The organism is Microtetraspora glauca (genome assembly GCF_040656155.1).
Classification (GTDB): domain Bacteria; phylum Actinomycetota; class Actinomycetes; order Streptosporangiales; family Streptosporangiaceae; genus Microtetraspora; species Microtetraspora glauca.
The window spans coordinates 46,835-73,520 of the sequence record NZ_JBFALK010000012.1; the positions used below are offsets into that span (position 1 = coordinate 46,835).

General features: G+C 70.7%; 21 protein-coding genes. 17 read left to right on the forward strand and 4 right to left on the reverse strand.

Annotation, left to right across the window (positions count from 1 at the left end):
* Window positions 1-5: 5 nt before the first annotated feature.
* Both AB0I59_RS21810 and AB0I59_RS21815 read right to left on the reverse strand, forming a co-directional pair.
* On the reverse strand, window positions 6-1,532 hold the full coding sequence (locus AB0I59_RS21810; protein ID WP_358135407.1) for a protein kinase domain-containing protein: 1,527 nt from the start codon (window positions 1,530-1,532) through the stop codon (window positions 6-8).
* A gap of 9 nt (window positions 1,533-1,541) precedes the next feature.
* On the reverse strand, window positions 1,542-2,957 hold the full coding sequence (locus tag AB0I59_RS21815; protein WP_061252943.1) for a DUF4407 domain-containing protein: 1,416 nt from the start codon (window positions 2,955-2,957) through the stop codon (window positions 1,542-1,544).
* Window positions 2,958-3,193: 236 nt separating this feature from the next.
* Here AB0I59_RS21815 and AB0I59_RS21820 point away from each other — a divergent pair, with 236 nt between their 5' ends.
* Window positions 3,194-4,627 carry a hypothetical protein gene (locus AB0I59_RS21820; protein WP_358135410.1) on the forward strand — a complete coding sequence of 478 codons (1,434 nt, stop codon included), beginning with the start codon at window positions 3,194-3,196 and terminating at the stop codon, window positions 4,625-4,627.
* A gap of 40 nt (window positions 4,628-4,667) precedes the next feature.
* Here AB0I59_RS21820 and AB0I59_RS21825 read toward each other — a convergent pair whose 3' ends face one another.
* A complete protein-coding gene (locus tag AB0I59_RS21825) occupies window positions 4,668-5,861 on the reverse strand; it encodes an RNA-guided endonuclease InsQ/TnpB family protein (RefSeq protein WP_358135413.1) in 1,194 nt (397 codons plus the stop codon).
* Window positions 5,862-5,968: 107 nt separating this feature from the next.
* Here AB0I59_RS21825 and AB0I59_RS21830 point away from each other — a divergent pair, with 107 nt between their 5' ends.
* Together AB0I59_RS21830 and AB0I59_RS21835 are read left to right on the forward strand one after the other, a co-directional pair.
* A complete protein-coding gene (locus AB0I59_RS21830) occupies window positions 5,969-6,991 on the forward strand; it encodes a hypothetical protein (protein ID WP_061252941.1) in 1,023 nt (340 codons plus the stop codon).
* On the forward strand, window positions 6,988-9,372 hold the full coding sequence (locus AB0I59_RS21835; protein WP_358135417.1) for a hypothetical protein: 2,385 nt from the start codon (window positions 6,988-6,990) through the stop codon (window positions 9,370-9,372). The genes AB0I59_RS21830 and AB0I59_RS21835 overlap by 4 nt, the downstream gene beginning before the upstream one ends.
* 61 nt (window positions 9,373-9,433) lie before the next feature.
* Here AB0I59_RS21835 and AB0I59_RS21840 read toward each other — a convergent pair whose 3' ends face one another.
* Window positions 9,434-9,964: an Lrp/AsnC family transcriptional regulator gene (locus tag AB0I59_RS21840; RefSeq protein WP_082776495.1), complete on the reverse strand. Its 531-nt coding sequence runs from the start codon at window positions 9,962-9,964 to the stop codon at window positions 9,434-9,436.
* Between the two features lie 128 nt (window positions 9,965-10,092).
* Here AB0I59_RS21840 and AB0I59_RS21845 point away from each other — a divergent pair, with 128 nt between their 5' ends.
* The 14 genes from AB0I59_RS21845 to AB0I59_RS21910 all read left to right on the forward strand — a co-directional run bounded on the left by AB0I59_RS21845 (window position 10,093) and on the right by AB0I59_RS21910 (window position 26,553).
* Window positions 10,093-10,806 (forward strand): nitroreductase family protein, encoded by a 714-nt coding sequence (locus tag AB0I59_RS21845; protein WP_358135421.1) that lies wholly within the window; start codon window positions 10,093-10,095, stop codon window positions 10,804-10,806.
* Window positions 10,807-11,304: 498 nt separating this feature from the next.
* Window positions 11,305-13,131 (forward strand): cellulose binding domain-containing protein, encoded by a 1,827-nt coding sequence (locus tag AB0I59_RS21850; protein ID WP_358135424.1) that lies wholly within the window; start codon window positions 11,305-11,307, stop codon window positions 13,129-13,131.
* 9 nt (window positions 13,132-13,140) lie between these two features.
* On the forward strand, window positions 13,141-14,829 hold the full coding sequence (locus tag AB0I59_RS21855) for a fibronectin type III domain-containing protein (RefSeq protein WP_358135427.1): 1,689 nt from the start codon (window positions 13,141-13,143) through the stop codon (window positions 14,827-14,829).
* 241 nt (window positions 14,830-15,070) lie between these two features.
* Complete coding sequence (locus AB0I59_RS21860) at window positions 15,071-15,250, forward strand: hypothetical protein (RefSeq protein ID WP_061252935.1); 180 nt, start codon at window positions 15,071-15,073, stop codon at window positions 15,248-15,250.
* Window positions 15,251-15,534: 284 nt separating this feature from the next.
* Window positions 15,535-16,422 (forward strand): shikimate dehydrogenase, encoded by an 888-nt coding sequence (locus AB0I59_RS21865; protein ID WP_358135431.1) that lies wholly within the window; start codon window positions 15,535-15,537, stop codon window positions 16,420-16,422.
* 249 nt (window positions 16,423-16,671) lie between these two features.
* Entirely contained in the window at window positions 16,672-17,412 is a 741-nt protein-coding gene (locus AB0I59_RS21870; RefSeq protein ID WP_358135434.1) for an amino acid ABC transporter ATP-binding protein, read from the forward strand.
* On the forward strand, window positions 17,409-18,047 hold the full coding sequence (locus AB0I59_RS21875) for an amino acid ABC transporter permease (protein ID WP_061252933.1): 639 nt from the start codon (window positions 17,409-17,411) through the stop codon (window positions 18,045-18,047). The genes AB0I59_RS21870 and AB0I59_RS21875 overlap by 4 nt, the downstream gene beginning before the upstream one ends.
* Complete coding sequence (locus AB0I59_RS21880; RefSeq protein WP_358135438.1) at window positions 18,047-18,706, forward strand: amino acid ABC transporter permease; 660 nt, start codon at window positions 18,047-18,049, stop codon at window positions 18,704-18,706. Before AB0I59_RS21875 ends, AB0I59_RS21880 begins: the two co-directional genes overlap by 1 nt.
* Before the next feature lie 58 nt (window positions 18,707-18,764).
* On the forward strand, window positions 18,765-19,607 hold the full coding sequence (locus AB0I59_RS21885; protein WP_358135441.1) for a substrate-binding periplasmic protein: 843 nt from the start codon (window positions 18,765-18,767) through the stop codon (window positions 19,605-19,607).
* Between the two features lie 46 nt (window positions 19,608-19,653).
* Window positions 19,654-20,421, forward strand: a complete 768-nt coding sequence (locus AB0I59_RS21890) for an SDR family NAD(P)-dependent oxidoreductase (protein WP_358135444.1) — start codon at window positions 19,654-19,656, stop codon at window positions 20,419-20,421.
* Window positions 20,422-20,484: 63 nt separating this feature from the next.
* The gene (locus AB0I59_RS21895; protein WP_358135447.1) at window positions 20,485-21,777 is read left to right on the forward strand and encodes an aspartate aminotransferase family protein; all 1,293 of its coding nucleotides are present in this window, start codon (window positions 20,485-20,487) and stop codon (window positions 21,775-21,777) included.
* A 168-nt stretch (window positions 21,778-21,945) separates the two neighbouring features.
* The gene (locus tag AB0I59_RS21900) at window positions 21,946-23,943 is read left to right on the forward strand and encodes an FAD-dependent oxidoreductase (RefSeq protein WP_358135449.1); all 1,998 of its coding nucleotides are present in this window, start codon (window positions 21,946-21,948) and stop codon (window positions 23,941-23,943) included.
* Window positions 23,940-24,758 (forward strand): sugar phosphate isomerase/epimerase family protein, encoded by an 819-nt coding sequence (locus AB0I59_RS21905; protein ID WP_358135451.1) that lies wholly within the window; start codon window positions 23,940-23,942, stop codon window positions 24,756-24,758. Before AB0I59_RS21900 ends, AB0I59_RS21905 begins: the two co-directional genes overlap by 4 nt.
* Window positions 24,759-24,792: 34 nt before the next feature.
* Window positions 24,793-26,553 (forward strand): FAD-dependent oxidoreductase, encoded by a 1,761-nt coding sequence (locus tag AB0I59_RS21910; protein WP_358135453.1) that lies wholly within the window; start codon window positions 24,793-24,795, stop codon window positions 26,551-26,553.
* Window positions 26,554-26,686 lie beyond the last annotated feature (133 nt).

Here is a 26,686-nt window from a genome sequence, read left to right on the forward strand (position 1 = left end):
CCCGGTCACGCGCCGCCGGTCAGGCGGGTGATCTCATCGCGTACGGCACGGCTGAGCCCGCCGAGGATCCGGTCGGCGCGGCCGTCGGAGGTCGCGGACAGCAGCTCGGCGACGACGGCGGGCGGCACGTATTCGAGCACCCGGCAGGCACGGCGCAGCGTCATCGCCTCCACCAGCCGGACAGCGGCGGGGACGACGCCGATTGCGCCGAGGACAGCGGCCGCGACGCGGTCGTCCGTGTGGGCCAGCGTGCTCGCGCCCCGGCTGGGGGACATCGCGCGCACCAGTCGGGCCGCCCGGTCAGGGGCCATGTGGTCGACCACCCGCCCGGCTCGCGACGGCGGCAGCAGCGCCAGCACCTCGGCCGCCAGCACCTCGGCCGCCGGAGCCGAAGCGCCGTCCACACCGACACTGCCGACACTGCCGACACTGCCGTCCATGAGCTGTCCGGCGGCCCTCGGCTCCATGGAGGCGAGCAGGGTGGCGGCTTCCTGCCGGGGCCGTTCGAGCAGCGGACGATCGTCCCGCTCCGCCTCCGGGCGGGCCGTACCCGGGCCGCTCCCGGGGGTGGAACCGGGGGTGGAACCGGGGCCGCGCGCGTCGTGCCCGCGCGCCGGCGTGGGAGTGTCCCGAGGCCGCCGGGGGGTCGCTTCCTCCCACCTGCGTGACGGCGGCGTACGTGCCGGCGGCGTACGTGATGGCGGCGTGCGTGACGGCGGTGTGCGCGGAGCGGGAGCGAGGATCGCGTCCAGCCTCCGCCCGAGTTCGGCCGCCCCCATCCGCCTGCCGGGATCGGTGACGAGCAGGCCGGTGATCGCGTCGGCGAGCGGGCCCGGTCGCCGGAAGCGCAGGGGACGCCCCGCGCCGACCGCCCGTACGGTTTCGATCGGGCCCTCCCGGAGGAAGGGCGAATAGCCCTCCAGCGCGCAGAACAACGTCACTCCGAGAGACCACAGATCGGACGCCGGGCCCACCGCGTGCCCGTCGACGCGTTCCGGTGCCATGAACTCGACGGTTCCGAGCAGCATGTTCTGCGAGGTGAGGCCGCTCTCGCCGGAGATCCGGGCGATGCCGAAATCGACCAGGAAGACCCGGTCCTCGGGATCGAGGACGATGTTGGCCGGTTTGACGTCCCGGTGCAGCACCTGCGCGCTGTGCACGGCGACCAGTCCGGCCAGCACGTCGCGGCCGACTCGGGCGATCTCCCGCTCGGAGAGGATCTGCCTCTCGATCCGGCGGTCCAGCGACGCGCCGTCGATGTAGGCCATGACGATCCAGGGCGACCCGTCATCCAGGAAGGCGTCGTAGATGTCGACGACCGCCGGGTGCCTGATCCGCGCCGCGGCGCGCGCCTCGCGCAGCGCCCTCTCCCGCCGGACGGCCACGTCCTCGCCGTACGGCGACAGCACGACCTCCTTGAGCGCGACCGATCGCCGCAGCGTCCGGTCCCAGGCGAGCCACACCGTGCCCATGCCGCCCCTGCCGAGCCGCGACAGCAGCTCGTATCTGCCGTGGACGATCCGTTCCGTCACGCCGTGGCCTCAGTCCTCGTCGGGGAGCAGCTCGATCCCGCCCGAGCGCTCCGCACCCGGCCCCGGTCTCCGCAGGATGCGGGTGTCCGCCATGCCGCGCAGTGCCTCGTCCTCCAGCGACCCGTACTCGTGGCCGGGGTCGGCCGACTCGACGCGGGTGCCGTTCGGTCCTTCGGGCGTCCCCTGGGGCGAACGCGTCCCCTCCTCCTCGAAGGAGGCGGTGCGCCGTCGCGGTTCGTCCTCCTGCGGCGACCAGATGCGCCACACACTGCCCGAGCCTCCGGGGTCCGCGGACCCGCGCCGGGGCGCGGCGCGGACGCCGAACGCCTCACGCACGCCGTCCAGTTCCTGACGCTGGGCGAGCGCGAGCGCCTTCTCGTAGACGCCCGGCCGCTGCATGAGCTTGACCGCGACCGGCAGGCATTCGATGAGCAGGAACAAGGCGAACAGCAGCAGCCGGGCCATGCTGAGTGTGAGGTCCTTGCCGGTCAGCTCGTTGAGCGCCCGGAGCCGGGTGAGCAGCCCGTCGGTGGCCAGGTTGTCCTCGTCGAAGGACCGCTGGATCCGGGCCTGCTGCGCGAGCGCGATGTCGAGCTGGCTCTGGACCTTCGGCAGGGCCTCCTTCGCCGCGGCCAGCCGGGTCTCCTTGGCCTGTTCGCCGGTCGCGTTCAGCTCGCCCTTTCGGGTCTCTATCTGCCGGGCGAGCAGCTCGATGCGCTTCTTGTCCTTTTCGTACGCGCGCTCACTCTCCTGGGCGAGCGGACCATTGCCCTTTTTGGGGCAGTTCGCTCCCCCGTAGAGCTGACACTGCCACTCTTTGTAATGTTTGTCCGCCTGCTTCTGCTCATCGGCACGCTGGGCGGACAGCGCCTTTATCTTCGCGTCCTGTTCTATGTCAAGAGGAACGTCGCCGCCGGAGGAAATCACCTGCCGCAGACCGGCCACCTCCTTGCGGAGCTGGTCGACGCCCTTCCCCACCGCGCCCTGCTCCTGCTGTACGGCGAAGGCGTCGGCACGCCGCTGTTTCATCTCGACGATCTGGGTGTCGATCTCGGCTTTGAAGACCTGCAGCACCAGCGGAGTGGAGATCACCAGGCCGAGCACGACGGCGATGACGATCCGGGGCGCGGCCAGCGCCCAGCGGTTCGGCGCGTCCGCCCTGATGGTGGAGACGAGCCACCGGTCGAGGCTCAGGATCGCCAGGCCCCACAGCAAAGCTGTGGCGACGGCGAGGACGATGTTGACACCGAGCGCGCTGTTGAGCGCGAACGTCATGGAGACCACGGCGAGCACGCTCGTGGTGAGGACGGCGCCTCCGATGCCCTCGAACTTGCCGCGCTCACTCGGGCACGTCCGCAGAACCTCGGGGCGCGCTCCTGACAGCGCGATCAGTACCGCGGACAGCGTACCCAGGAAACGACTCATGCTCCTCCTCGGGAAAGCGAGTCCCATCGTCTCGGCGACGATCGGAACGCCGCCGGCCCCCCTGGACGGGCTATCATAGGCGCCTAATGTCGCATTTCCGGATAGCCAATAGGCATTCACCGAAGAAGCACGTCACCACTCTGCCCACATAACTCATCATAACGTTATATGTGCTAAGTAAGCTGGATATCGGGGACGCAGCGTAACGAATACGACATACCTATGGAGGACTCCTCGTGCCGGAGCCCGACAAGGATCTGACCAGGAAGGCCGTCGCCCAGGCCCTGGCGAACCTCGCCGACACCGATCACCTCACCCTGGTGGAGGTCGCCGCCGACGGCGTCACCGCGTTCCGGATCCATCGGGACGACAACGGACGCCCCCGTGGCCGGAGCTGGTCGGCGACCTGGACGGACCTCGCGGGAGAGCGCGGATGGGACGCCGACCCGGCCGGGACCCGAGAGGCGGTGCTGCGCGCGGCCCGTGTGCCGTCGCCCTCCGCCGAGGTGATCCTCGTGGCCACGTCGCCCGACGACCCGAAGGCCGAGCAGGCCCTCGACTGGCTGCGCGCGACGCATCCCGCCGCCCAGGTGCTGCGCGCCGAGGCCCCGAGCGCCGCGCTCGTCCGCGAGGTCATGGCGGATGACCCGCTGACCAGGTCGTACGAGCTGGTCGTCATGCTCGCCGTCCCGGGCACCGATCGGCTGCGGCTGACCAGCAGGCAACTGTTCCCCCTCGGCACCCGTCCGGGCACCCGGACCCGCGTCACCGTCCGCTGCGAACCCGGGGGCGCGTACGGCACCGCGTTCGCCGTGGTCACCTGGCAGGGGCCGGAGCCGCGGCTGTTGTCCGTCCAGTCCGCCACGGTCCCGCCCGGCCGGTACGAGGTGACCGCCGAGCTCGTACGGCCCGGCCTGGTGCGGTTCACCGGCCTGCCGGAGCTGTCGCCCGACCCCCGAGACTGGGGCCGGCTCGTCGCCGCCCTCCCGGACCGGCTGCCGGGCGCGACGGTCCCGGCGGACCTCGTCTGCGCCGTGGAGATCTGCGGGACGGGCGACCAGGTCGCGGAACGGCTGAGCCGGGCACGCCAGATGATCAACTGCGCCTCCGGGGAGCTCGGCGGGCTGCTCCGCGTCTCCCTCGTCGCCTACGCGGCGCACTCGTACGACCGGTCGGCGCAGGAGTTCCCGGTCCGGGTCGCGGCCTGGCAGTCCGGCGCGGCAGAGGCCCTCGACGCGCTCGGCGCGCTGGAGGAACAGGGAGCGGTCGCTGGCGGATATCCATACCACCCGCACGCGGCGCAGCTTGAGGACGCGCTCGCCCTGATCGTCCGGCGGCTCGACTGGGGAGATCGGACCCCCACCGTCCTTCTCACCGTCGGCGACCGACCGCCCCATCCGGCCCGCACCGACCGGTCCAGGCTCCTGCCCTGCCCGCACCGGCACGACTGGCGGAAACTGCTCACCGCCCTGGAGCAGCGGCCGGGCACGCTGCTCGGCGCGATCTACGACGACGCGGCCGACCAGGCGCACCCCGCGTGGCACCGGCTGGGTGCGGCGGCCCTGGCCCATCTGGAGGCGGTGGACGTGCGCGGGCTGGCCGCCGAGCTCGGCCTGGTCGCCCCCTCTCCCGGCCATCTCCCGTTCCCCCTGCTCGACGAGACGGATTGACATCCTCCCCCTCAGAAATGAGGGAGATTCCAACCCATCCCTACGCTGGCAGGAGGACAGGTTGAGGTTCACGGTTCACCGGCCCCGGCAACCCGGAGCCTCCCCGCGCAGCCACCGTGTGCCCCACGGCGGTATCCCGGATGTTCATGGCCGCGTTCACATCGGCGTTGGCCTGATGCCCGCAGGCCACACACCAGAAGACCGCTTGGCTCTCGCAGCTCTCCCTGGCGACGTGCCCGCATGCGTTGCAGGTCTGCGACGTGTAACGCGGATCGACCTTCACCACCCTGCCGGGCGCCTTGTGCTCCAGCCGTTCGACGAGCTGCCCCCACCCGGCGGCAAGAATCGCACGGTTGAGCCCGGACTTGGCCCGGACGTTCCTCCCAGGCACGTCGATGCTGCCGCGCGCCGATCGGATCATGTTTTTGATCTTGAGGTCCTCGACGCCGATCACATCGAAGTCACGCGCCAGACCGGTGCTGGTCCTCTCCACCCAGTCCCTACGCCGATCCGCCTCACGCGCCTTCAGCTTCGCGATCGCCGCCTTGACCCTCGCCCGCCGGTTCGACCCACGCGCGGCACGAGCGAGTTTCCGTTGCAGCCGCCCCAGCCGCTTGGCCTCGGCCTCGCGCAGGGCCGGGACATACAGCAGGTCACCGGTCGACAGCGCGACGGAAACCGCGACACCCCGGTCAATACCGACCACGTCACCCGCACCGGGGGCGGGGATCGGCTCAGGGATCGCCGCGAACGCCACATGCCAACGCCCGCCACGATCACGGGTCACCCGGAACGACTTCACCCCGTCCGGGACCGCGCGGGACCAGCGGAACCGTACCCAGCCGACCTTCGGAACCTTCACCTCACCGACGTTGCGGGACAACCGCCGGATATCACCGTCCTTGACGGCGACGATCCGGAACCCTTCGTTCTGACTGCGCCTACGCCATGTCGGCCTGCGATGGGTGCCGCCGAAGAAGCTGGCCATGGCCTGGGCGAAGTCCTTGAGCGCCTGCTGCTGCACGATCACCGACCCGGCACGCAACCACCCGAACTCGGCCCTGGCCTCGGTCAACTGCCTGCACTGCTCGGCGAAACTCGGCGCGCTCTTACGCCCCGGCTTCCAGTGCGCGTGCTGCTCGACCGCGAGGTTCCACACGAACCGCGCGTGCGCGCAGTGCTCGGCCAGCGCCGCCTGCTGGGCAGGCGTCGGCTGGAGCCGGAACAGGGACATGACGATCAACCTAGCGAAAGGCACCGACAGAACATGGCCTACGGGAAGGACTTCCTCCCCACCCTGAAGGACAGGGCGTCCGCCCTAGATACCCGGTGACAGAACGCATGCAGCCCGAAGTGACCCGGGGGCGTCCCGATCACAACATCTCCATGTGGGGCGCCCCCGGCAGCGGCAAGACCACGCTGCTGGCGGCGTTGTTCATCGCCCTGACCCGGAGGAACGACGACTGGAAGATCGTCGGGTCCGATCCCGCCTCGTCGGACTACCTGATCGAGAGGACCAACGCGCTGTCGCGGGGCAAGGTGTTCCCCGAGGCGAGCAGGGCCCTGGAGCGCTATCAGTGGACGCTGATCGGCCCTCCTGCCCGGCGGTCCGGTTTCTGGGGCAGGAAGGCCAAGGCGGGGCCGCCGACCAGGATCGGCATCAACATGATCGACGCGCCCGGCGGGTTGTTCGGCACGGGACGGCGCCCGGCGGGCGGAGCCCCCGGCGGCGCGGGCGCTCCGGACGGCCCGGGAGACTCCCGCCGGCACGAACTGCTGGACAACCTCGCGGAGAGCCGGGGCATCGTCTTCCTCTTCGATCCGATCAGGGAGTTCACCTTCGGGGACGCCTTCGACCACATGCACGCCCCGCTCACCAGGCTGGCCGAGCGCATGCTCGCCGCCGGCGAGTTCGGCGACGGGAAGCTGCCGCACCACATCGCCGTGTGCGTCACCAAGTTCGACGACCCCCGGGTGCTGGAGACGGCCGAGAAACGGCGGCTGCTCACCACCGACATCGACGATCCGTACCATCTGCCCCGGGTGACCAGCGAGGACGCCCGGGAGCTGTTCCACGAGCTGTGCCAGGTGTCGGCCAGCGGCAACGCCGACATGGTGCTCAACGCGCTCGACCAGTTCTTCCACCCGGATCGGATCAGGTTCTTCGCCACGTCCTCGATCGGTTTCTACGTCGACCGGCGCACCAAGACGTTCGACTGGGACGACTTCCAGAACATGCTGCCCGGAGAGGCGGACGAGGACTCGCGCATCCGGGGGCAGCTTCATCCGATCAACGTGGTGGAGCCCATGCTGTGGCTGGGGCAGCGGCTCGCCGCGATCCGGCCGGCGACGGAGGCTACGTGACGATCCGCGAGATCAGGTTCGAGTGGGCCCTGGAGGGGAAACGGCCGGGCGGCCACGACGACTACGAGTTGCTCTCCTGGAGCGACGAGCGGCTCGGCCCCGAGGTCTTCGAAGAGATCAGGAGCAGGTACGCCACGGGCGTCTCGGCGGATCTGCCCCAGGTGACGATCGCGGTCGCGGCGACCAAGGAACGCGAGCAGGTGTCGCGCCACATCGTGCTCGCGATCCAGGAGTGGTCCGGGCACCGGGACGTGACCAACCGCAAGATCGCCTACACCCGCTGGTTCTATGTCCCGTACGAGGAGCTGGCCGCCCATCGGGTGTCCTACGAGGCGCTCTACCTCGCCCTCGCGGGCCTGCCGGCGACCCCGTCCCCTCCGCTGGCCGTACCCGTGCCGGAGTTCGATCCCACGGCCCTCGACCCGGGGCCGGACGCGCGGTGCGCCGCCGCGCTGCTGCTGACCGGGCGGCCCGTCTGCGTGGTGGGCGCCGACGGGGTTCCCGTGATCGAACGGCTGCGGTTCCTGGACACCGTCGCCGCGCTCCTGCCGTACGGCATGCGGGCGCGGCTGACCGCGGCGACCTGGACCAGCAGCACGGCCCGGCACCGGATCCGGTTGTCCTTCGCGCGGCACGCGCCGGAGGACGCCTATGAGGTGCGGTGGGGGTACGGAACGGAGATCACCCGGCAGGACGGCACGGCGAAGGTGTGCCTGGACCTGCTGACCCGATCCGAGGTCCGGCTCGCGGACATGCTCCGGGGGCTGGCCGGGCTGACCGATCCATTGTCGTTCGGCCCCGCCGACCGGCCGGTCGCCGTACGGCTGCTCGAACACTCCGGCTATCCCGAGGTGCTGTCCGCCACCGACGTGCGGCGGGAGCCGGAGCGTTCAGGCCCGGAGGGGCAGCGGGCGGGGAGCTCCGGTGGGGAGGCGGGCTCCGCCACGGGGCACGGAAGGGCCTTGCCGGGCTCCGGCGAGCCCGGCTTCAGGGGGCATGAGCCGGTATCGGCGGGAAGAGGGGGAGACACCCCGATGGCCGGGGCGGCCGCGCCCACCCGGAGCCTGCGGAAACGGCGGCCGACCGTGCCCGGCCGGAGCCTGTGGAGGCGGCTGGGCCGGGGCTCCGGCGACGCGTCGGCCGTGCTCCCACCCGGCACGGCGCCCGGGACCCCGAGCAACCCGAGCAACCCGAGCAACCCGAGCAACCCGAGTTCACCCACCACACCGCCGATCACGCACACGACAACAGGGACCACGGCGACCACGCCCTACCGGCGGACGCCCGCCGAAGGCCCGGTCGCGGGCACCATGCCGCCGTCGATGCAGGCCGCGCTGGGCGGGCTGGAACAGGCCGACCGCGGGAAACGGTCCCAGCTCCGCCTGGGTTCGCAGGCCAAGCTCACCGTGACCGTGGCGTTCGCGACGCTGGCGATCACCTTGATCGGCGTCGGCACGGTCGCGCTGCTGCGCTCCCCCGGCGGCGATCCCCGCGCCGGTGCGGAAACCGCCGGGACGGAGCCGGGAACCATCGTCGTCCTGGCTCCCGCCCGGCGGGAGGACGCGTTCGCCACGAACGTGGTGGCCGAGGTCGTCCGGCGCGCGGGGTATCGGTTCGACATCCGTTACCCCCCTGCGGGCGCACCCACCGGGGAACCGGCCGTGGTCCTCGTGGACGACCCCGGCCCGGATTCCGCGCTTCCGGGAGAGTTACAGGTCCGGCCCGCGAACCCGCTGACGGCCCAGGGGTTCTCCGAGGCCGCCACCATTACGGTCCCCGGCCGCGACGTCGTGGTCTACGACATCGATCAGATCAGACCCGAGCAGTTGAGAGCGGCCTTCGAACATCCGGGCAAGGAGGTCGGCGTCTCGCTGCCGGACTCCTCCCGGGAGGGGCTGGAGCAGGTACTGAAGCAGCGCTATCCCTGGCTGCGCCTGGAAACCGTCCCGGCGTCCGACCCGCTGCGTGCCCTCCGGAGCAGGACGGTGCAGGCCGCCATCGTGCCCCGCGACATTGCCCGCGACAGCGGTTACCAGCGTCTGGACGCGTTCGGCGGACTGTTGAACCGTTCTCTGCTCGTCCTCTGCAACCAGGCCGGTGGCTGTGCGGTCCGCGACGCGCTGGCCAAGGTCGCCCGGTCCATCGACCCCGTCGGGCTGGCGTCGGCGGAGTTCGACTCCCCGGGGACGGCGGCCGCCCGCCTGGTCGACTCGGCCCTGCCGCCGTCCGAGGCGGCCCCGCGTCCGGGGGAGGGGGAGAGCGACCGGGGGCAGGACTCGTCCTGGTTCGCCCTCGGCCTGATCGGCGCCGGGGGCGTCGTCGGCTTCCTGGCCCTCTTGATCGGGATACGGGTGCCCTCGCGGATCCGGCCGCGCCGGTAGGCGGCGCCCGCGCCTGGCGGTCATCGGCTCCGTCGCCCGGCGGCAGTCACCTCGCCCTGAGTCACCGCGCGTCACCATGCGTGCCGGTCGAGCCGGTCGAGCCGGTGGAATCCCGTACCGCGAAGGGCTGTGACTCGGCCAGGGGCTGGACGCGGTGCGGGACGACGGCGGACAGGGCGATCACCGTGCTGCTCCGCCGTACGCCGGGGATGGTCAGGGTGCGGTCGATGACCTGCTGGATGTGCTCGTTGTCGCGTCCGGCGATGCGGCACCACACGTCGCCGGGCCCGGTGACGATGTGCGCTTCCAGAACCTCGGGGATCGCGGTGAGGGCCGCGGAGATGTCGGCGCGGGACGCCTGCTCGACCTCCAGGGTGGTGAACGCCTGCACGGGGTAGCCCAGGGCGCGCGGCGACAGGTTCGGGCCGAAGTCGGTGACGACTCCGTCGGCGACCATCCGGTCGAGCCGGGCCTGGACCGTTCCCCTGGCCACGCCGAGCAGCCGGGAGATCTCGAGCAGGCCGGTCCGGGGGTGTTCCCGGAGCAGCCGGAGGATCCGCGCGTCCAGCGCGTCGAGCCCGGTTCTTGCCAATCTGCCCACCTCCACGGCTCCGGCCGGTCCGGATACTGCCGATCTGTCAGCGAATAAGGCTATCTGTTGCCCGCTCTGTCACGACAAATCACACTACGCCTGCATATATGACAGTCGTGGAGGTTGCGATGGCACGCGAGCACGCCCATCCGTTCATCCCGTACCGCCCGGAGCGGTACGGCGAGCAGGAGATGATCGCCCGGGGACGGGCCTTCTACGAGCACCTCGACCGGCGCAGGAGCGTGCGCTTCTTCAGCGACGAACCGGTGCCGCGCGAGTGCCTGGAACTCGCGGTACGTGCCGCCAACACCGCGCCGTCCGGCGCGCACCAGCAGCCGTGGAAGTTCGTGCTGATCGGGGACGCCGCCACCAAGAAACGGATCAGGGAGGCCGCCGAGGTCGAGGAACGGCAGAACTACGAGGGCGGCCGGCTCACCGCCGAATGGCGCACGGCGCTCGCCCCGCTGGAGACCACCGCGGACAAGGGCTACCTGGAGGTGGCCCCGTGGCTGGTGGTCTGCTTCGCCGAGAAGTACGGCGTGCGCCCCGACGGCACCCGGGTCAAGCACTACTACGTCAACGAGAGCGTGGGCATCGCCTGCGGCCTCCTCATCGCCGCGCTGCACGAGATGGGCCTGTCGACGCTCACCCACACGCCGAACCCGATGGCGTTCCTCAGCGAGATCTGCGCGCGGCCGGCCAACGAGCGGCCCTACATCCTGTTTCCCGTCGGTTACGCGGCCGCCGACGCCGAGGTGCCCGACCTGGTCCGCAAGCCGGACGCCCTGGTGCCGTTCGACCCCCGCCGCTCCCGCCCGACCCACCCGCCGACCGGCCGCTGACCGGCCGCCGATCACCGCGGCTCCCCGCCCGGCCGCCCGATCCCGTCGGGCGGCCGTCGTTTTGGGCCTTGTAGGGCGTCCGTGTCAAAGCTACGATCACGTCAACTCTTAGGAAACTTTATTAAAAGATCTGCCTCACATCACTCACCCCCCTCATCCCCCACCTGCCGTGACGAGACCAATGGAGCCGTCACCGCCCGGTCGGCCTCCGGGAGAAGGCGACGCGTTCCAGCCGCGGGAACGATCACGCGGCGCACTCGCCCCTTACTCGCCCTGACCACCCCCGCAAACCCCGCGCGCCCGCATGACGGCGGGATCCGCACCGCCGTCATGGACGACCGCCCGACCTGACCCGCGGAGCGGCCGGGACCTCAGCCGCTCCGCGACCGCGGCCCGCGACGCGCTCCCCCGATCGCGGCCCGCCCCCGTACGGCTCGCGCCCGCCGCCTCCTCGGGCGTGGGCCGTACGGCACCCCCCATCACCGACCCGAGGTGCACATGAGATTACGCGCCACCCTGGTCGCACTGGCGACCCTGTTCCTGAGCCTCGTCGCGCTGCCCGCGCAGGCGGCGTCGGTCACCGCCACCTTCACCAAGACCCAGGACTGGGGCTCCGGGTTCGAGGGCAAGGTGACCGTCACCAACGGCACGTCCTCGCCGGTCAACTGGAACGTGCAGTTCGACCTGCCCGCCGGGTTCTCCATCCCGTCGGCGTGGGACGCGACCATGACCCGCAGCGGGCAGCACTACACCTTCACCCCGCCGAGCTGGGCCGGGGCGCTGGCCGCCGGGGCGAGCCAGAGCTTCGGCTTCAACGGCACCCCCGGCAACTTCTCCGCCATCTCCAACTGCACCGTGAACGGCGGCGCCTGCGGCGGTTCGGAGGTCCAGGCGCCCGGCAAGCCCGGCGCCCCGAGCGTCACCGGAGCGACGAACGGCTCGATCTCCCTGAGCTGGGGCGCGTCCTCGGGCACCGTGACCGGCTACCGCGTCTACGAGGGCACGACGGAGCGCGCCTCGGTGTCCGGGACCAGCGCCACGATCACCGGCCTGGCCACGTGCTCGTCGCACACCTACACGGTCAAGGCGTACAACTCGGCGGGTGAGTCGGCGGCGAGCGACTCCGTCTCCGGCTCGACGACCGGCTGCTCCAGCGGCGTACCCGGGAAGGTGGGATCGGTCACCGCCGGGCAGGTCGGCGACACCGGCCTCACCCTGAGCTGGCCCGCGGCGACCGGCACGGTCACCGGCTACCGGGTCCGCACTGGCGGCACCGTGGTGGCCACCGTCAGCGGCACCTCCCACGCGATCACCGGCCTGACCGCCTGCACGAGCTACACCTACACGGTCACGGCGTACAACTCGGTCGGTGAGGGCCCCGCGAGCGACCCCGTCACCGTCACCACCACCGGATGCCCGATCGGCCCGCTGCCCAAGCACTTCCTCACCGGCTACTGGCACAACTTCGACAACCCGACAGTCGAGCTCAAGCTGTCGGCCGTGCCCGACGAGTACGACCTGGTCGCCGTCGCGTTCGGCGAGGCCACCCCGACTGCTGGCGAGGTCACCTTCGGCGTCGACCCCGGCCTGTCCGCCTCGCTCGGCGGCTACACCGACGCGCAGTTCAAGGCCGACCTGCAGACCCTGCACGCGCGCGGCAAGAAGGTCATCCTCTCGGTCGGCGGCGAGGCGGGCCGGGTCCAGGTGGCCAGCGCCACCGCCGCGACGAAGTTCGCCGACTCCGTGTACGCCCTGATCCAGAGCTACGGCTTCGACGGGGTGGACATCGACCTGGAGAACGGCCTCAACGCCACCTACATGGCCCAGGCGCTGCGCGCGCTGCGCACCAAGGTGGGCGCGGGCCTGATCATCACGATGGCGCCCCAGACGATCGACATGCAGTCGACCGGGATGGAGTACTTCAAGCTCGCGCTGAACATCAAGGACATCCTCACCGTCGTCCACACGCAGTACTACAACTCCGGCTCCATGCTCGGCTGCGACCAGTCGTTCGCCTACTCGCAGGGGACGGTCAACTTCATGACCGCGCTGGCCTGCATCCAGCTGGAGAACGGCCTGCGCCCCGACCAGGTGGCCCTGGGCCTGCCCGCCGGACCCGGCGCCGCCGGCGGCGGCGTCCTTTCGCCCTCACTCGTCAACCAGGCCCTCACCTGCCTGGCGACCAGGACCAACTGCGGGACCTTCGTGCCGCCGCGCGCGTACCCGGAGATCAGAGGCGCGATGACCTGGTCCATCAACTGGGACGCCGGCAACAACTGGAACTTCTCCAAGACCGTCAAGCCCCACCTCGCCACCCTCCCCTAAGGAGCACGCATGAGATTCCGTCGCATGGCGACGGCGGTGCTCGCCGCCCTCGCGATGTCCGTCGCCGGCGTCAGCGCCACCACACCCGTCGCGTACGGCGCCTCGACCACGATGGCCGCCTATCCGGCCTGGCAGGCATGGACCGCCTACAGCACCGGCAGCCGGGTCACCTACAACGGCGTCGACTACGAATGCGTCCAGGGCCACACCTCCCTCCCCGGGTGGGAGCCGCCCGTCGTCCCGGCCCTGTGGAAGGTCGTCTCCGGCGGCGGCGACCCGACGCCGCCGACCGCCCCGGGCAACCTCCGCACCACGGGCAGCACGACCAGCAGCATCTCGCTGGCCTGGAACGCCTCCACCGACAACGTCGGCGTCACCGGCTACAACGTCTATCGAGGCGGGAGCCTGGTGACGACCGTCACCGGCACCACCTACACCGACGGCAACCTGGCGGCGGGCACCTCGTACGCCTACACCGTCCGCGCCAAGGACGCCGCGAACAACCTCTCCGACCCGAGCAACACGCTGAACGCCAGCACCCAGGGCGGCAACGGCACGCCGGGCACGCCCGGCACGCCCACAGTGACCGGCGGCACGAACGCGTCGATCTCGCTGTCCTGGTCCGCGTCGAGCGGCACCGTGACGGGCTATCGCGTCTACGAGGGCGGTACGCAGGTCGCCCAGGTCACCGGTACGTCCGCCACGATCTCCGGCCTGTCCGCCTGCTCGTCGCACACCTACACCGTCAAGGCGTACAACGCGAACGGCGAGTCGGCGGCCAGCGGCTCCGTGACCGGCAGCACCACCGGATGCACGACCGGCGGCCGGCTGGCGGGCGCGCCATACCTCTACATGGGCTGGGGCGACCCGCCGAACGCGGGCACGGTCATGGACGCCACCGGGATCAAGTCCTTCACGATGGCCTTCATCCTGTCCAGCGGCGGCTGCACCCCGGCGTGGGACGGCCAGCGCCAGCTCGCCGGAGGCGTCGACGCGCAGGCGATCTCGACGATCAAGTCCAAGGGCGGTAGCGTCCAGATCTCCTTCGGCGGCTGGCAGGGCAACAAGCTCGGCCCGAACTGCTCGACCCCGGCCGCCTTCGCCGGCGCCGTGCAGCAGGTCATCAACGCGGTCGGCCCCGCCGTCGTGGACTTCGACATAGAAAACACCGACGAGTTCGAGAACTACACGGTCCAGGACCGCATCCTCAACGGCCTGAAGATCGTCAAGCAGAACAACCCGAACGTCAAGGTCGTCGTCACCTTCGGCACCACCACCACGGGCCCGAACTCCCACGGCGTCCGCCTGATCAACCAGGCGAAGGCGCTCGGCGTCGACATCGACAACTACACGATCATGCCGTTCGACTTCGGCGGCGGCGCGAACATGTACCAGAACACCGTCAACGCCGCCGAGGGCCTGAAGAACGCGCTGAAGTCCGCCAACGGCTGGACCGACGCGCAGGCATACGCCCACATGGGCATCTCCGGCATGAACGGCCTGTCCGACCAGCAGGAGCTGACCTCGGTGGCGACCTGGACCCAGATCCGCGACTGGGCGCTGTCCAAGGGCCTGACCCGCCTCGCCTTCTGGTCCGTCAACCGCGACCGTCCCTGCCCCGGCGGCGGCGTGGCGGAGAACTGCAGCGGCATCTCCCAGCAGAACTGGGAGTTCACCAAGGTAACCGCCGGGTTCTAGTGCCGTGACCGGCAAGGTTTGCCCGGAAGGAGCGGTGTCCGGGGTGGTGCGTCGCAAGGCGGAGGAGGAGGCCGTAGCGGAGCCTACGGCCGACATTCCCGGGCCCCGCGGAAACTCCGAGCCTGCGAGGAGTTTTCGTGGGTGGGGCGACAACGCGGCGAGGTGCCACCCTGGGCGACGCGACGGGGCAAAGATTGACGGGAGGGGCACTAGGTAGTGTCCCGCGGATCCCCGCCTCGGCGTGGGTCCGCGGGACACCTTCCGGCCGGTACGGCTCGCGCCCGACGGCACATGCCCGGGCACCACCTCCGCCCCCTTGACCGCCGGACCACGCGTCGTCGAACGCACCGCCCGGGACCTGCCGGATCGGCACCTCCCGCGCGCGATGGTCCTGGCCGTCGACATGTTCACCGGCCGATGACGGGGCGTCGAGACGAGATCATCTGGCCCGGATCCCGCGATCACCGCTGGTCGCCGCCGTCCGCCCAGACCCCAAAAGCACGACGAACTCCCTGGTCAGCGCTTTGATCACGCGACCGGTCAGCATTGCCTCTTGACCGGGCCATCGGCGACGGGTTGAATACTAAAACGCCGTTCCGGAACGGCATTCCGAAACGGCGTTTCAAAAATTCCCCGCCCTTCCCCTCGATGGGATCGCCACGCGGTGAGAACCCGTTCGCGCGCCCCCGACCATGAGGAGACATCGTGCCGACGCGACTGAGGCCCGAGCCGAGCTACCTGATCGGGCTCATCGGCGATGGCGTCGTGGGCTCGCTCAGCCCGGCGCTGCACGAGCGGGAGGCCGCCCGGCTCGGCCTGCGCTACGTGTACAAGCCGGTCGACCTCGCGGCATCCGGGTTATCCGCCGCCGATCTCCCCACGCTCCTCACCCAGGCGCTGGCGCTCGGTTTCGACGGCTTCAACGTGACCTATCCGTACAAGCAGGCGATCCTTCCCCACCTGGAGGCGATCGACGAGCAGTCGCGGCGCATCGGCGCGGTCAACGTGCTGATCCGGGGCAGCGCGGGCTGGATCGGGTGCAACACCGACGTGACCGGCTTCCGCTCGGCCCTGGCGCGGACCGTCGGTGACGGAGTGGCGGGTCCTGTGGTCCAGCTCGGGGCGGGCGGCGCCGGTTCGGCCACCGCGCACGCCGTGCTCGATCTCGGGGCCGACCGGCTGCTCGTGTGCGACACCGACGCGGCGCAGGCGACGGCCCTGGTCGGGCGGCTCGCCCCGTACTTCCCCGGCGCGGAGCTCCGGGCGATCGATGGCGCACAGTTACGCGACGCGGTCACCACCGCCTACGGCGTCGTCAACGCGACACCCGTCGGCATGGACCATTCGCCCGGCCTGCCGTTCGACGTCACCGAGCTTCCGTCCGGGGCGTGGGTCGCGGACGTGGTGTATCGGCCGGCCGAAACCGCGCTGGTCCGGCTCGCCCGCGCACGAGGGCACCGGGTCGTCGACGGCGGACAGATGGTGGTCGAGCAGGCCGCGGACGGGATGAGGATCTTCGCCGACGCCTCGCCCGATCGCGACCGGATGCGCGATCACTTCCTCCAGCTCACGGCCGCAACGAGAACGCAGTAGTCCGGAAACCGGCAATTCTTGGAACAGTATTCCACTATTGCCCGCCCCTCGAACCGGCACCGTCGACGCCCGGCCGCCGCGCGATCCGGCGTCAACCTTCACGCCCGACCCCCTTCGAGTGCGATCCGGCCCTCTGCACGTGAAAGCAGAACGAACCGCACCACCTGACCCCGAGCCCACCGCACGGCAAGGAAGATGACGCAGTTGACGCTCCCCCCCGAACCACAGCACGCGAACGGGACCCGCCCCATGATCTCGGTCGCGAACCTGAAGAAGAGCTACGGCGACCACACCGTCCTCGACGGCGTATCGATCGAGATCCAGCGGGGCGAGGTCGTCGCCATGATCGGCCCGAGCGGTGCCGGAAAGAGCACGCTCCTGCGCTGTCTGAACCTTCTGGAACGGCCCGACTCCGGCCGGATCACGATCGGCGACACCGTCGTCGATCTGCCCGCCAAGATTCCGGTGCGCACCCTCGAAACTCTGCGCAAGACGGCGGGCATGGTCTTCCAGTCCTTCAACCTCTTCCCCCATCTCTCTGTCCTCAGGAACGTGTCCCTCGCGCAGGAGTACGTACTCGGCCGGGACGCCAAGGCCGCGCACCAGCGGTCGATGGAGTTGTTGGAGCGGGTGGGGCTCGCCGACAAGGCCGGCTCATACCCCGCCCGACTTTCCGGCGGGCAGCAGCAGCGCATCGCCATCGCGCGCGCCCTCGCCATGGAGCCCGAGGTCATGCTCTTCGACGAGCCCACCTCCGCTCTCGATCCCGAGTTGGGCCTCGACGTCCTCGCGGTGATGCGCGAACTCGCCGCCTCGGGCATGACCATGGTCGTCGTCACGCACGAGATCCACTTCGCCCAGGACGTCTCCGACCGCGTCGTGATGATGGCCGACGGGGGGATCATCGAGCAGGGCGATCCGGCGCAGGTGCTCTCCAGTCCCGCCAACCCACGCACCCAGCGGTTCCTCAAGGCGGTGATCGACCGTTGATCCCGCTTGACGTCCTGGGGAACGCGATCGTGATGACAGTGGTGATCACGGTCTCGTCGTTCCTCATCGGCGCGATCCTCGGCGTCCCGCTCGTCCTGTTGCGCACGTCCCGGTTCGGCGTGGTGCGGGTGCTCACCCGGGCGCTCATCGACGTCCTCCGCGGGGTTCCGCCCGTGGTGTGGATCTTCATCCTCTACTTCGGTGTGAGCTCCGACGTGATCAAGCTCGACCCGCTGACCGCGGCGATCGGCGGGCTCGGCGTCATCTCGTGCGCGTACCTCGCGGAGATCTACCGTGGGGGTCTCCTCTCGGTGCACGCGGGGCAGACCGAGGCGGCGCAGGCGCTCGGCTTCGGCCAGGTGGGCATATTCACCCGCATCGTCGCGCCGCAGGCCTTCCGCGTCTGCCTTCCCTCCGCCGCCACGTACGGCATCGGCCTGCTCAAGGATTCGTCGCTCGCCTCGACGATCGGCGTCGCCGAGATCGCGTTCCGCGCGACGGCACAGGCCCGCTCGGGCGGTGACGGCATCACCCCGTTCGTCATCGCCGGCGTGCTGTACATCGCGCTCAGCATGCCGCTCGCCTATCTGTCCCGGACGCTCGACACGAAGCTGCGGATGAAGGTGTCGGTGTGATGAACGGACTCATCAAACAGTGGATCGACTGGCTGCCCAGCCTCGTCGACGGTCTCGGGGTCAGCGTCCAACTCGCCGTCGTAAGCCTGCTCATCGGGCTTCCCCTCGGCCTCGCCGAAGCCCTGCTGGTGGCCTCGCCGAACAGGATCGTCCGCTGGATCACGCTCGCGGTCGTCGAATTCGGCCGAGGCACCCCGACCCTCGTCCTCCTCTATCTCATCTACTACGGACTTCCGAGCCAGGGCCTGGTGCTCCCTGCTTTCGGATCGGCGGTCGTCGCGCTCAGCTTCATGACCGGCGCGTACACGAGCGAGATCATCCGGGCGAGCCTGCAGGCGGTCCCGCGCGGGCTCGTCGAGGCCGCTGCGGCGCTCGGGATCAATCGGTGGGGAACGTTCCGATTCATCCTCTTCCCCGAGGGCATCCGGATCGCGATCCCCGCCCTGATGGGCTTCGCCATCCAGCTGTTCCAGACGACCTCGCTGGTGTTCCTCATCACGCTGCCCGAGTTGCTGAGCCGCGCCTACTCGATCGGCTCGACCACGTTCCAGTACACGAGCGTTCTCGCTCTGGCCGGCGTCCTCTACCTCCTCGTGACCCTCCCCTCAGGATGGCTGGCCGCCCTGCTCGAGAAGCGGATGGGCCGCCACCTCGCCTGACCCGCCCCTCATCCGCCCGCCTTCACCGACCCCCACCACGACCATTGAGGTGAGCAAGATGTCCATCAAACGATTCGCCGCGCTCCTGTCGACGATCACCGTCGCGTCCGTCGCGCTCGTCGGCTGCTCCTCGGAGGGTGACACCACGGTCGCCGCCGACTGCAAGCCGGCCCACACGTTCTCCACGGTGTCCAAGGGGACGCTCACCGTCGGCGTCACCGACATGCCCCCGCAGGTCACCACCACCGGCGAGGGCGGCATGGGCGGCATCGACGCCGACATCATCCGGCTGTTCGCCAAGGCCGAGTGCACCACGATCACCGTGCAGACCGGCAACTCGGCCGCCGTGATCCCCGGCGTACAGCAGGGCCGTTCCGACGTGGCGCTCGGCGGCTGGAACCGCACGAAGGAACGTTCCACGATCGTCTCCCTGAGCGACCCGCTGTACATCGACCCGCTCGCGATCATCTCCGCCGCCGGTACGGACACGATCAAGACGCTTGAGGGGAAGACCGTCGGAACAGTCGACGGCTACAACTACGTGCCGAGCCTCAAGGCGGTCTTCGGTGACAAGCTCAAGCTCTACCCGACCCCGGTGAACATGGCGCAGGACCTCGACGCCGGGCGCATCGACGCGGCCGTCGACGGCGCGATCGCGGCCGCGGTGACCTACAACATGGACAAGTTCAAGGTCGCCGTCGCCCAGGGCGACGACCGCGTGCCGGCGACCCAGGAGGCCGCCCAGGGCGCCCTGGTGTTCAACCTCGGCAACGCCGAGCTGACCAAGGCGTTCAACGAGTTCCTCGCCGGGATCCGCAAGGACGGCACGCTCGCCGGGATCCTCAAGAACCACAACGTGCCGGCCGAGGTGCTCGAAACCGGCGACCCGCGCCTGATCTGACCGTTCCGGTGTTCCTCCCGCCCGCCCCGAGCAGAAAGCGCGTTCCATGACCTCATCACTCCGCGGCAGGACCGCCGTCGTCACCGGGGGAGCCACCGGGATAGGACGCGGCATCGCCGAGAGGCTGCTCGGCGCGGGCGCGAACGTCGTCATCGTCGGACGGCGCGCGGAATCGCTCGCGGCCGCCGCCGAGGCGCTCGACCCGTCCGGCGCGCGCGTCCTCGCGCGGGCGGCGGACATCTCCGGCCGCGACGGTTGCCACGCCGTCGCCCGGGACACCGTCGAGCGGTTCGGCACGATCGACATCCTCTGCCTCAACGCCGGGGTCTACCCGGCGGCCCGGCTGGGCGAGATCACCGAAGACCACCTGCGGGAGGTCGCGGCCACCAACCTCTTCGGGACGGTGTACCTCCTGCAGGCGTGCGAGGCCGAGCTGATCCGCGGCGGCCGGGGCCGCGTCGTCGTGACGTCCTCGATCACCGGTCCGGTCACCGGCTACCCCGGCTGGTCCGTGTACGGGGCATCGAAGGCGGCCCAGCTCGGGTTCGTCCGGTCCGTCGCGCTCGAACTCGCGCCGTACGGCGTCACGGTCAACGCGGTCCTGCCCGGAAAGATCGAGATCGAGGCGACGTCCGAGCAGGACCCCGACTACGTGGCGCGGGCCACGAGGGCCATCCCGGTCGGCCGCCTCGGCACGCCACGTGACGTCGCCGCCGCCGTCGCGTTCCTCGCCTCGGAGGACGCGGGCTTCATCACTGGGCAGTCGCTCGTCGTCGACGGCGGCCAGGTGCTGCCCGAGACCCCCTACCTCTGACCGGGCGGGCCCCCGATGCCCCCGGCCGGTCTCCCCGAACCCCCACCAGACGAAAGGCCGATCATGGCGATCGACAACTGGAACGCGTCCTTCCAGGCGTGGCAGCGAGCGCGGGACGTCGTCGGCGGCGGCGTCGCCAGCGGCGCCCGGCTGACGTCCAAGCCCCACCCCATCTTCATGAAGGGGGGCAGCGGATCACGCCTCGTCGACATCGAGGACAACAGCTACATCGACTACGTCCTCGGCTGGGGCCCGGTCATCGCGGGGCACGCCCACCCGCACATCGTCGAGGCCGTCCAGCGCCAGGTCGGACTGGGCGCCACGTACGGGTCGGGGCACGCCTACGAGTACCTCGCCGCCGAGAAGCTGCTCGCGCTCATCCCCGGCACCGAGAAGCTGCTGTGGACCAACACCGGCAGCGAGGCGACCCAGATCGCGTTGCGGCTCGCCCGCGCCGCGACCGGGCGGCACAAGGTGATCAAGTTCGTCGGCAACTACCACGGCTGGTCAGACCAGTTCCTGGTCGGCTACCGTCCCGATGCCGAGGGACGGCTGGACGGGCTCGGCACACCGGGCCAGACCCCGTCCGTGCTCGATGACGTCGTGCTCGTGCCGTGGGGCGACCTCGACGCGCTGGAGCAGGCGCTGGGCGGCGCGGGCTCCGACATCGCCGCGGTCTTCATGGACGCCGTCATGAGCAACTCGGGCGTGTTCACTCCCCCGCACGGCTACTTCGACGGGGTACGCCGGCTCTGCGACGGGGCGGGCGCCGTCTTCGTCCTCGACGAGGTGCTGACCGGGTTCCGGGTCGCCCTCGGCGGCGCGGCGGTGCGCTTCTCCGTCGACGCCGACCTCATCGTGCTCGCCAAGGCGATCGGCAGCGGGTATCCCGTCGCCGCCGTCGCGGGCCGGGCGCACCTGATCGACCAGGTCACGCGGGGCGTGATGCACGCCGGGACCTACAACGGCAACCCGCTCGTCCTCGCCGCCGTCGACGCCACCCTCGACATCCTCGCGAAGCCGGGAGTCTACGAGCGGATGGACCGGCTGAGCGCCAAGCTCGCCGCCGGGGTGCGGGACGCCTTCGGCGCCGTGGACATCCCGGTCACGGTCAACCAGGTCGGCGCGCTCATGCACTGCCTGCCCGGCGTCTCCGGCGGCAGCCGCTTCCCGGACTACCTGGCCAGCGACTACGGCATCTACGACGGCGTCGCCGTGGAACTGCTGCGGCGCGGGATCTTCGTCCCGGTGGGCGGGCGCCTCTACCTCTCCACCGAACACAGCGAAGCCGACATCGACGAGACGGTCGCGGCCTACCGCGAGGCGCTGCAGGTCGTGGCGTCCGCGCGGGCCTGACCGTCCTGACGCCCCGCGGCGTACAAGCCGGCACACAGCCCACGTACGGCGACAAGCGGTCGCGTGTGGCCCGGTCCGGCGGCACGTCGCGGAAGTCATCTCTCGAACCACCATCCGGACGCCCGACGACGTGCGCCCGGATGGCGAAACCCGTCCAGAAGGAGCCACGTGCCCGCGTCCGCCGCGACCGAACGACCCGCCGTCTCGGCCCAGTCCGTCCTCGGCCGCCCCCTCGACCTCGGCAGGGTGCGCCTGCCCAACCGCATCGTCTCCGCGCCGATGGAACGCAACTACTGCACTCCCGAAGGCTTCATGACGGAGCTGTACCGGGACTACCTGCTCCGCCGCGCGCGTGAGGGCGTGGGCCTCGTCTTCACGGAGGCCACCTTCGTGCGAGCGGACGGCCGGGGACGCACCCACCAGCTCGGCATGCACCGCGACGAGTGCGTCCCGGGTGTACGCGCCCTCGCCGACGCCCTGCACGCCCAAGGGTCCCTGCTCGGCATGGAGCTCAACCACGGCGGCAGGACCGTCCAGGCCACGGTGTCCGGCTTCCCCGCCGTCGCCCCCAGCCCGATCCCGTGCGAGGTGTCCGGCGGCGAGATGCCCCGAGAGCTGACGATCCGCGAGATCGAGGAGCTCGCGCGGGCGTTCGGCGAAGCGGCCGCGCGATGCGTCGCGGCGGGTACGGACGTCATCGAGATCCACGGCGGGCACGGCTACCTCATCCACCAGTTCATGTCGCCGCTCTACAACAGGCGGGCCGACCGTTTCGGCGATCCGGGAGAGTTCCTCGCCCTGGTGATCGACCGCGTACGGGAGGCCGCGCCCGAGCTCACGATCGGCCTGCGCGTCTCGGCCGTGGAGGGGGCCGAGGGCGGGCTGACCGCGGAGCAGCAGTTCGACATCATCGCGGAGACACGGCTGGACCTGCTCGACTATCTCGACATCTCCGCCGGCAACTACGAGGCCGGCGAATGGATCATCCAGTCGGGCGAGTGGAGCCCGGGGTTCCTCGCTCCGTACGCGCGGCGGTACCGGGAGCTCGGCCTGCCGCTCGGCATGGCGGGTCGGCTCAACACTCCCGAGGCCGCCGCGCGGGCGATCACCGACGGTGTCACCGACTTCGTCACGATCGGGCGCGCGCTCCACGCCGATCCGACCTGGGCGCGGGCCGCGCTGTCCGGTGGGAGCTACCGGCCCTGCATCGCCTGCAACGTGTGCATCGACGGGCTCGGAGACGGTGCGGTCACCTGCTCGGTCAACCCCGAAGTGGGCCGGGGCCGGGTATTCCTCCCGGCGCCCACGGTCGGGAGGACGGGTGGGGACGCGCCACGCGTGGTCGTCGTCGGTGCGGGCCCCGCGGGCCTCAGCGCGGCCGTCCTCCTGTCGGAGAACGGCGCCGACGTGACGGTCCTCGAAGAACGCGACCGGCTCGGCGGGCAGCTGGAACTGGCCTCCAGGCAGCAGCCCAATCCGGAGTTCGGGCGCTACCTCCGGTGGGCGTCGGAGTGCCTCGCCGCCCGCGGCGTGGATGTTCGACTGAACACGCGCGCCGGCGGCGCCCTGGTTTCGTCCCTGTCCCCGGACGCGGTCGTGTTGGCCACCGGCGGTGCCGGAAACACGCCGGCCATCCCCGGGATCGACGGCGAGCGTGTCCACGACCTGCGTGACTGGCTCGCCCGCCACGAGTCGGACGATCTCCCCGGAGCGGTGACGATCTGGGGCAACGACGGCCCGGCCATGAGCGTCGCGGACACCCTCGCGAGCCGGGGCGTACGGGTGCTGATGGTCGGCGCGCAGCCGCGGATCGCACCGGAGTTCGGTCGCCGCAGCAAGATCCTCGTTCTGCCCCGGCTGGCCGCGAACCCCGATGTACGGATGATCTTCGGAGCGACGATCGACGAGATCGGGGACGACCGGGTGCTGGTCCACGACGGCGCGGAGCGCACCTGGATCGACGCGCCGGGGATCGTGCTCGTCTCCCAGGGGGTGCACGCGCGGCCCCTCGACCGCGACGCGTACGGCGACGCCCACACGTTCGTCGCCGGGGACGCCGCCGGACGGCCGGGCAGCTCCGTCCGCGCGTCGATCGTCTCCGGCACCGACACCGCGCGCCGCATCCTCGACCTGTACGCGGGTGAGACGAAGGCGGTGGCCTCATGAGCCGCGTGTTGTCCCTGTCGGCGTTGACCGTACTCGACCTCGCCCCGCCGGACCTGGTCCGGTGCGGCGCGGAGACCGGCTACGGCGCGGTCGGCTTGCGCCTCGTGCCCGCGACGCCCGACGAGCCGTCGTGGCCGATGGTCGGCCGTACCCCGCTGGTGGAGCGGACCCGGCTGCTGGCCGACGACCTCGGCATCCCGGTGTGGGACATCGAGATCCTGCGGCTGACCGAGACGACGGACGTCCGCGAGTTCGAGGCGTTCCTCGAAACCGGCGCCTACCTCGGTGCGAGCCAGATCCTCGTCGCCGGCATGGACCCGGAACGGGGACGGCTCGCTGAGAACCTCGCCGCCCTCGCGGCGTTCGCCGAGCCGTACGGGCTCACGCCCAATCTGGAGTTCATGCCGTGGACGGCGGTCAGTGACCTCGCGGACGCCGCGGAGGTTCTCCGCGCCGCCGCGCACCCGAACGTCGGGCTGCTCATCGACTCGATCCACTTCGCCCGGTCGGGAAGCGATCCGGAGCTGATCGACGCGCTTCCGGTGGAGTGGTTCCGCTATGCCCAGCTCTGCGACGCTCCGGCTCGCGAACCCGCCGACCAGGCGGAACTGATCTACCAGGCCAGGAACGCACGGCTCCCGCCCGGCGAGGGTGGGCTCGACGTGCTCGCGCCGCTACGCCACCTGCCCCCGGATCTTCCTCTCGGGGTGGAGGCACCCTTCGAGAACCACGCCGGCATCCCGGCCCGGATCCGCGCGACCAGGGCGCTCCAGGCGACGCGGGCGGTGCTCGACCGCCTCAGCGGGGACGCCTGACCCCATGACACCACCCAGCGTGGAGAAAGCAGCGATGAAGAGTCCCTCCCCTTCCCGTCATCACCACACCGATCCCGCATCGGCGATACCGGAGGTCCGGTGCGACGTGCTCGTGATCGGCTCCGGCGCCGGCGGCCTGTCCGCCGCGGTGACCGCCGCGCACGCGGGAGCTCGCGTCGAGGTCGTCGAGGCGGCGCCGGTGCTGGGCGGCGCGAGCGCGTGGTCGGGCGGGTGGATGTGGACACCCGGCTCCTTCTTCGCGAAGGCGGACGGCGTCGACGAGGGTGCCGAGAAGTTCCGCACCTACCTCCGCACCTGCCTGGGCGACGACTACGACGCCGAGCGGATCGACGCGTTCCTCGACGGCGCGCCCCGGATGGTGGACTTCTTCCATCACCAGACATTCATGCGTTTCGTTCCCGGCACCACGATCAACGACATCTACGGCGACCTGCCGGGCGCGGGCACAGGTCACCGCTCCGTAGGTCCGAAGCCGGTCAACGCGCGGCGCATCCCCCGGCCGCTGCGCAGGAAGCTGCGCCGCCAGCTGTACGAGACGTCTTTCCTCGGGCTCGGCATCATGGCCGGCTCCGACCTGCAACGGTTCCTCTCCGCGTCGCGGGGGGACCTCCGCGGCCTCCTCCATGCCACCTGGCGGGTCGGGCTGCACATCATCGACCTCGTCGTTCACCGGACCGGTATGCAGCTCGTCAACGGCACCGCGCTCACGGCGCGGCTGGCGAAGTCCGCCGACGACCGCGGGGTCGGCCTACGGGTCTCGGCGGCCGCGGAAGAGCTGCTCACCGACGAGGACGGCCGGGTCATCGGCGCGCGGGTCCGAACGCCACAGGGCGTGACACGCTACCTCGCCTCGCGGGGCGTCATCCTCGCCACCGGCGGATTCCCGAACGACGTCGAACGGCGCAGGCGACTCTTCCCCCGCACGCCGACCGGGAGGGAGCACCACACGCTGGCGCCGGAAACGGCGGACGGCTCGGGCATCACCATGGCCGAGCAGGTTGGCGCCCACTTCCGCACCGACGTGGCCTCTCCCGCCGCGTGGTGCCCTGTCTCGCTCGTGCCGTACCGGAACGGGCGCGTGGGCACGTTCCCGCACATCATGGACCGGGCGAAGCCGGGCGCGATCGGCGTGCTGAGCACCGGCCGGCGCTTCGTCAACGAGGCGAACGGCTACTACGACTACGTGGAGGGGATGATCGCGGCGGCGCCGGAGGGAGAGCCCGTCCAGTCGTGGCTGATCGCCGACTCGCGATACGTCCGCAGATACCCCCTGGGCATGGTGAAGCCACGGCCGGTGCCGCTCTTCCCCTATCTCCGGAGCGGATATCTGAAGAAGGGCCGCACCCTACGCGAACTGGCCCAGGTCTGCGGCATCGACCCCGACGGACTGGAGCGGACCGTCGCACGATTCAACGACGGCGCGCGCCGCGGTGTGGACGACGAATTCGGGCGCGGCTCCACGCCATTCAACCGTTACGGCGGGGACAAGAAGTCGACGCCGAATCCGTCCCTCGGTCCTGTCGAGAAGGGCCCGTTCTACGCCGTCCGTGTGGTGCCCGGGAGCTTCGGGACGTTCGCCGGCATCAGGACGAACAAGCATGCCCAGGCCGTGGACGCCGATGGGAACCCGATCGCGGGCCTATACGTCGTCGGCAATGACCAGGCGAGCGTCATGGGCGGCCATTACCCCGCGGGCGGCATCAACCTCGGCCCGGCGATGACATTCGGTTTCCTCGCGGCACGTCACGTCACCGGCAATTCACGTAATGAGTGACCAGGCCGCGCGGACCGCGCCACCGTCGAGGTCATGGGAAAATCACAGACGCTTCACGACGGCTCCGACAGCACGTATTCCAAGAATTCGGAGCCGAGTTGACCGGACGGGCCTGAATGCGTTGACGACTGAA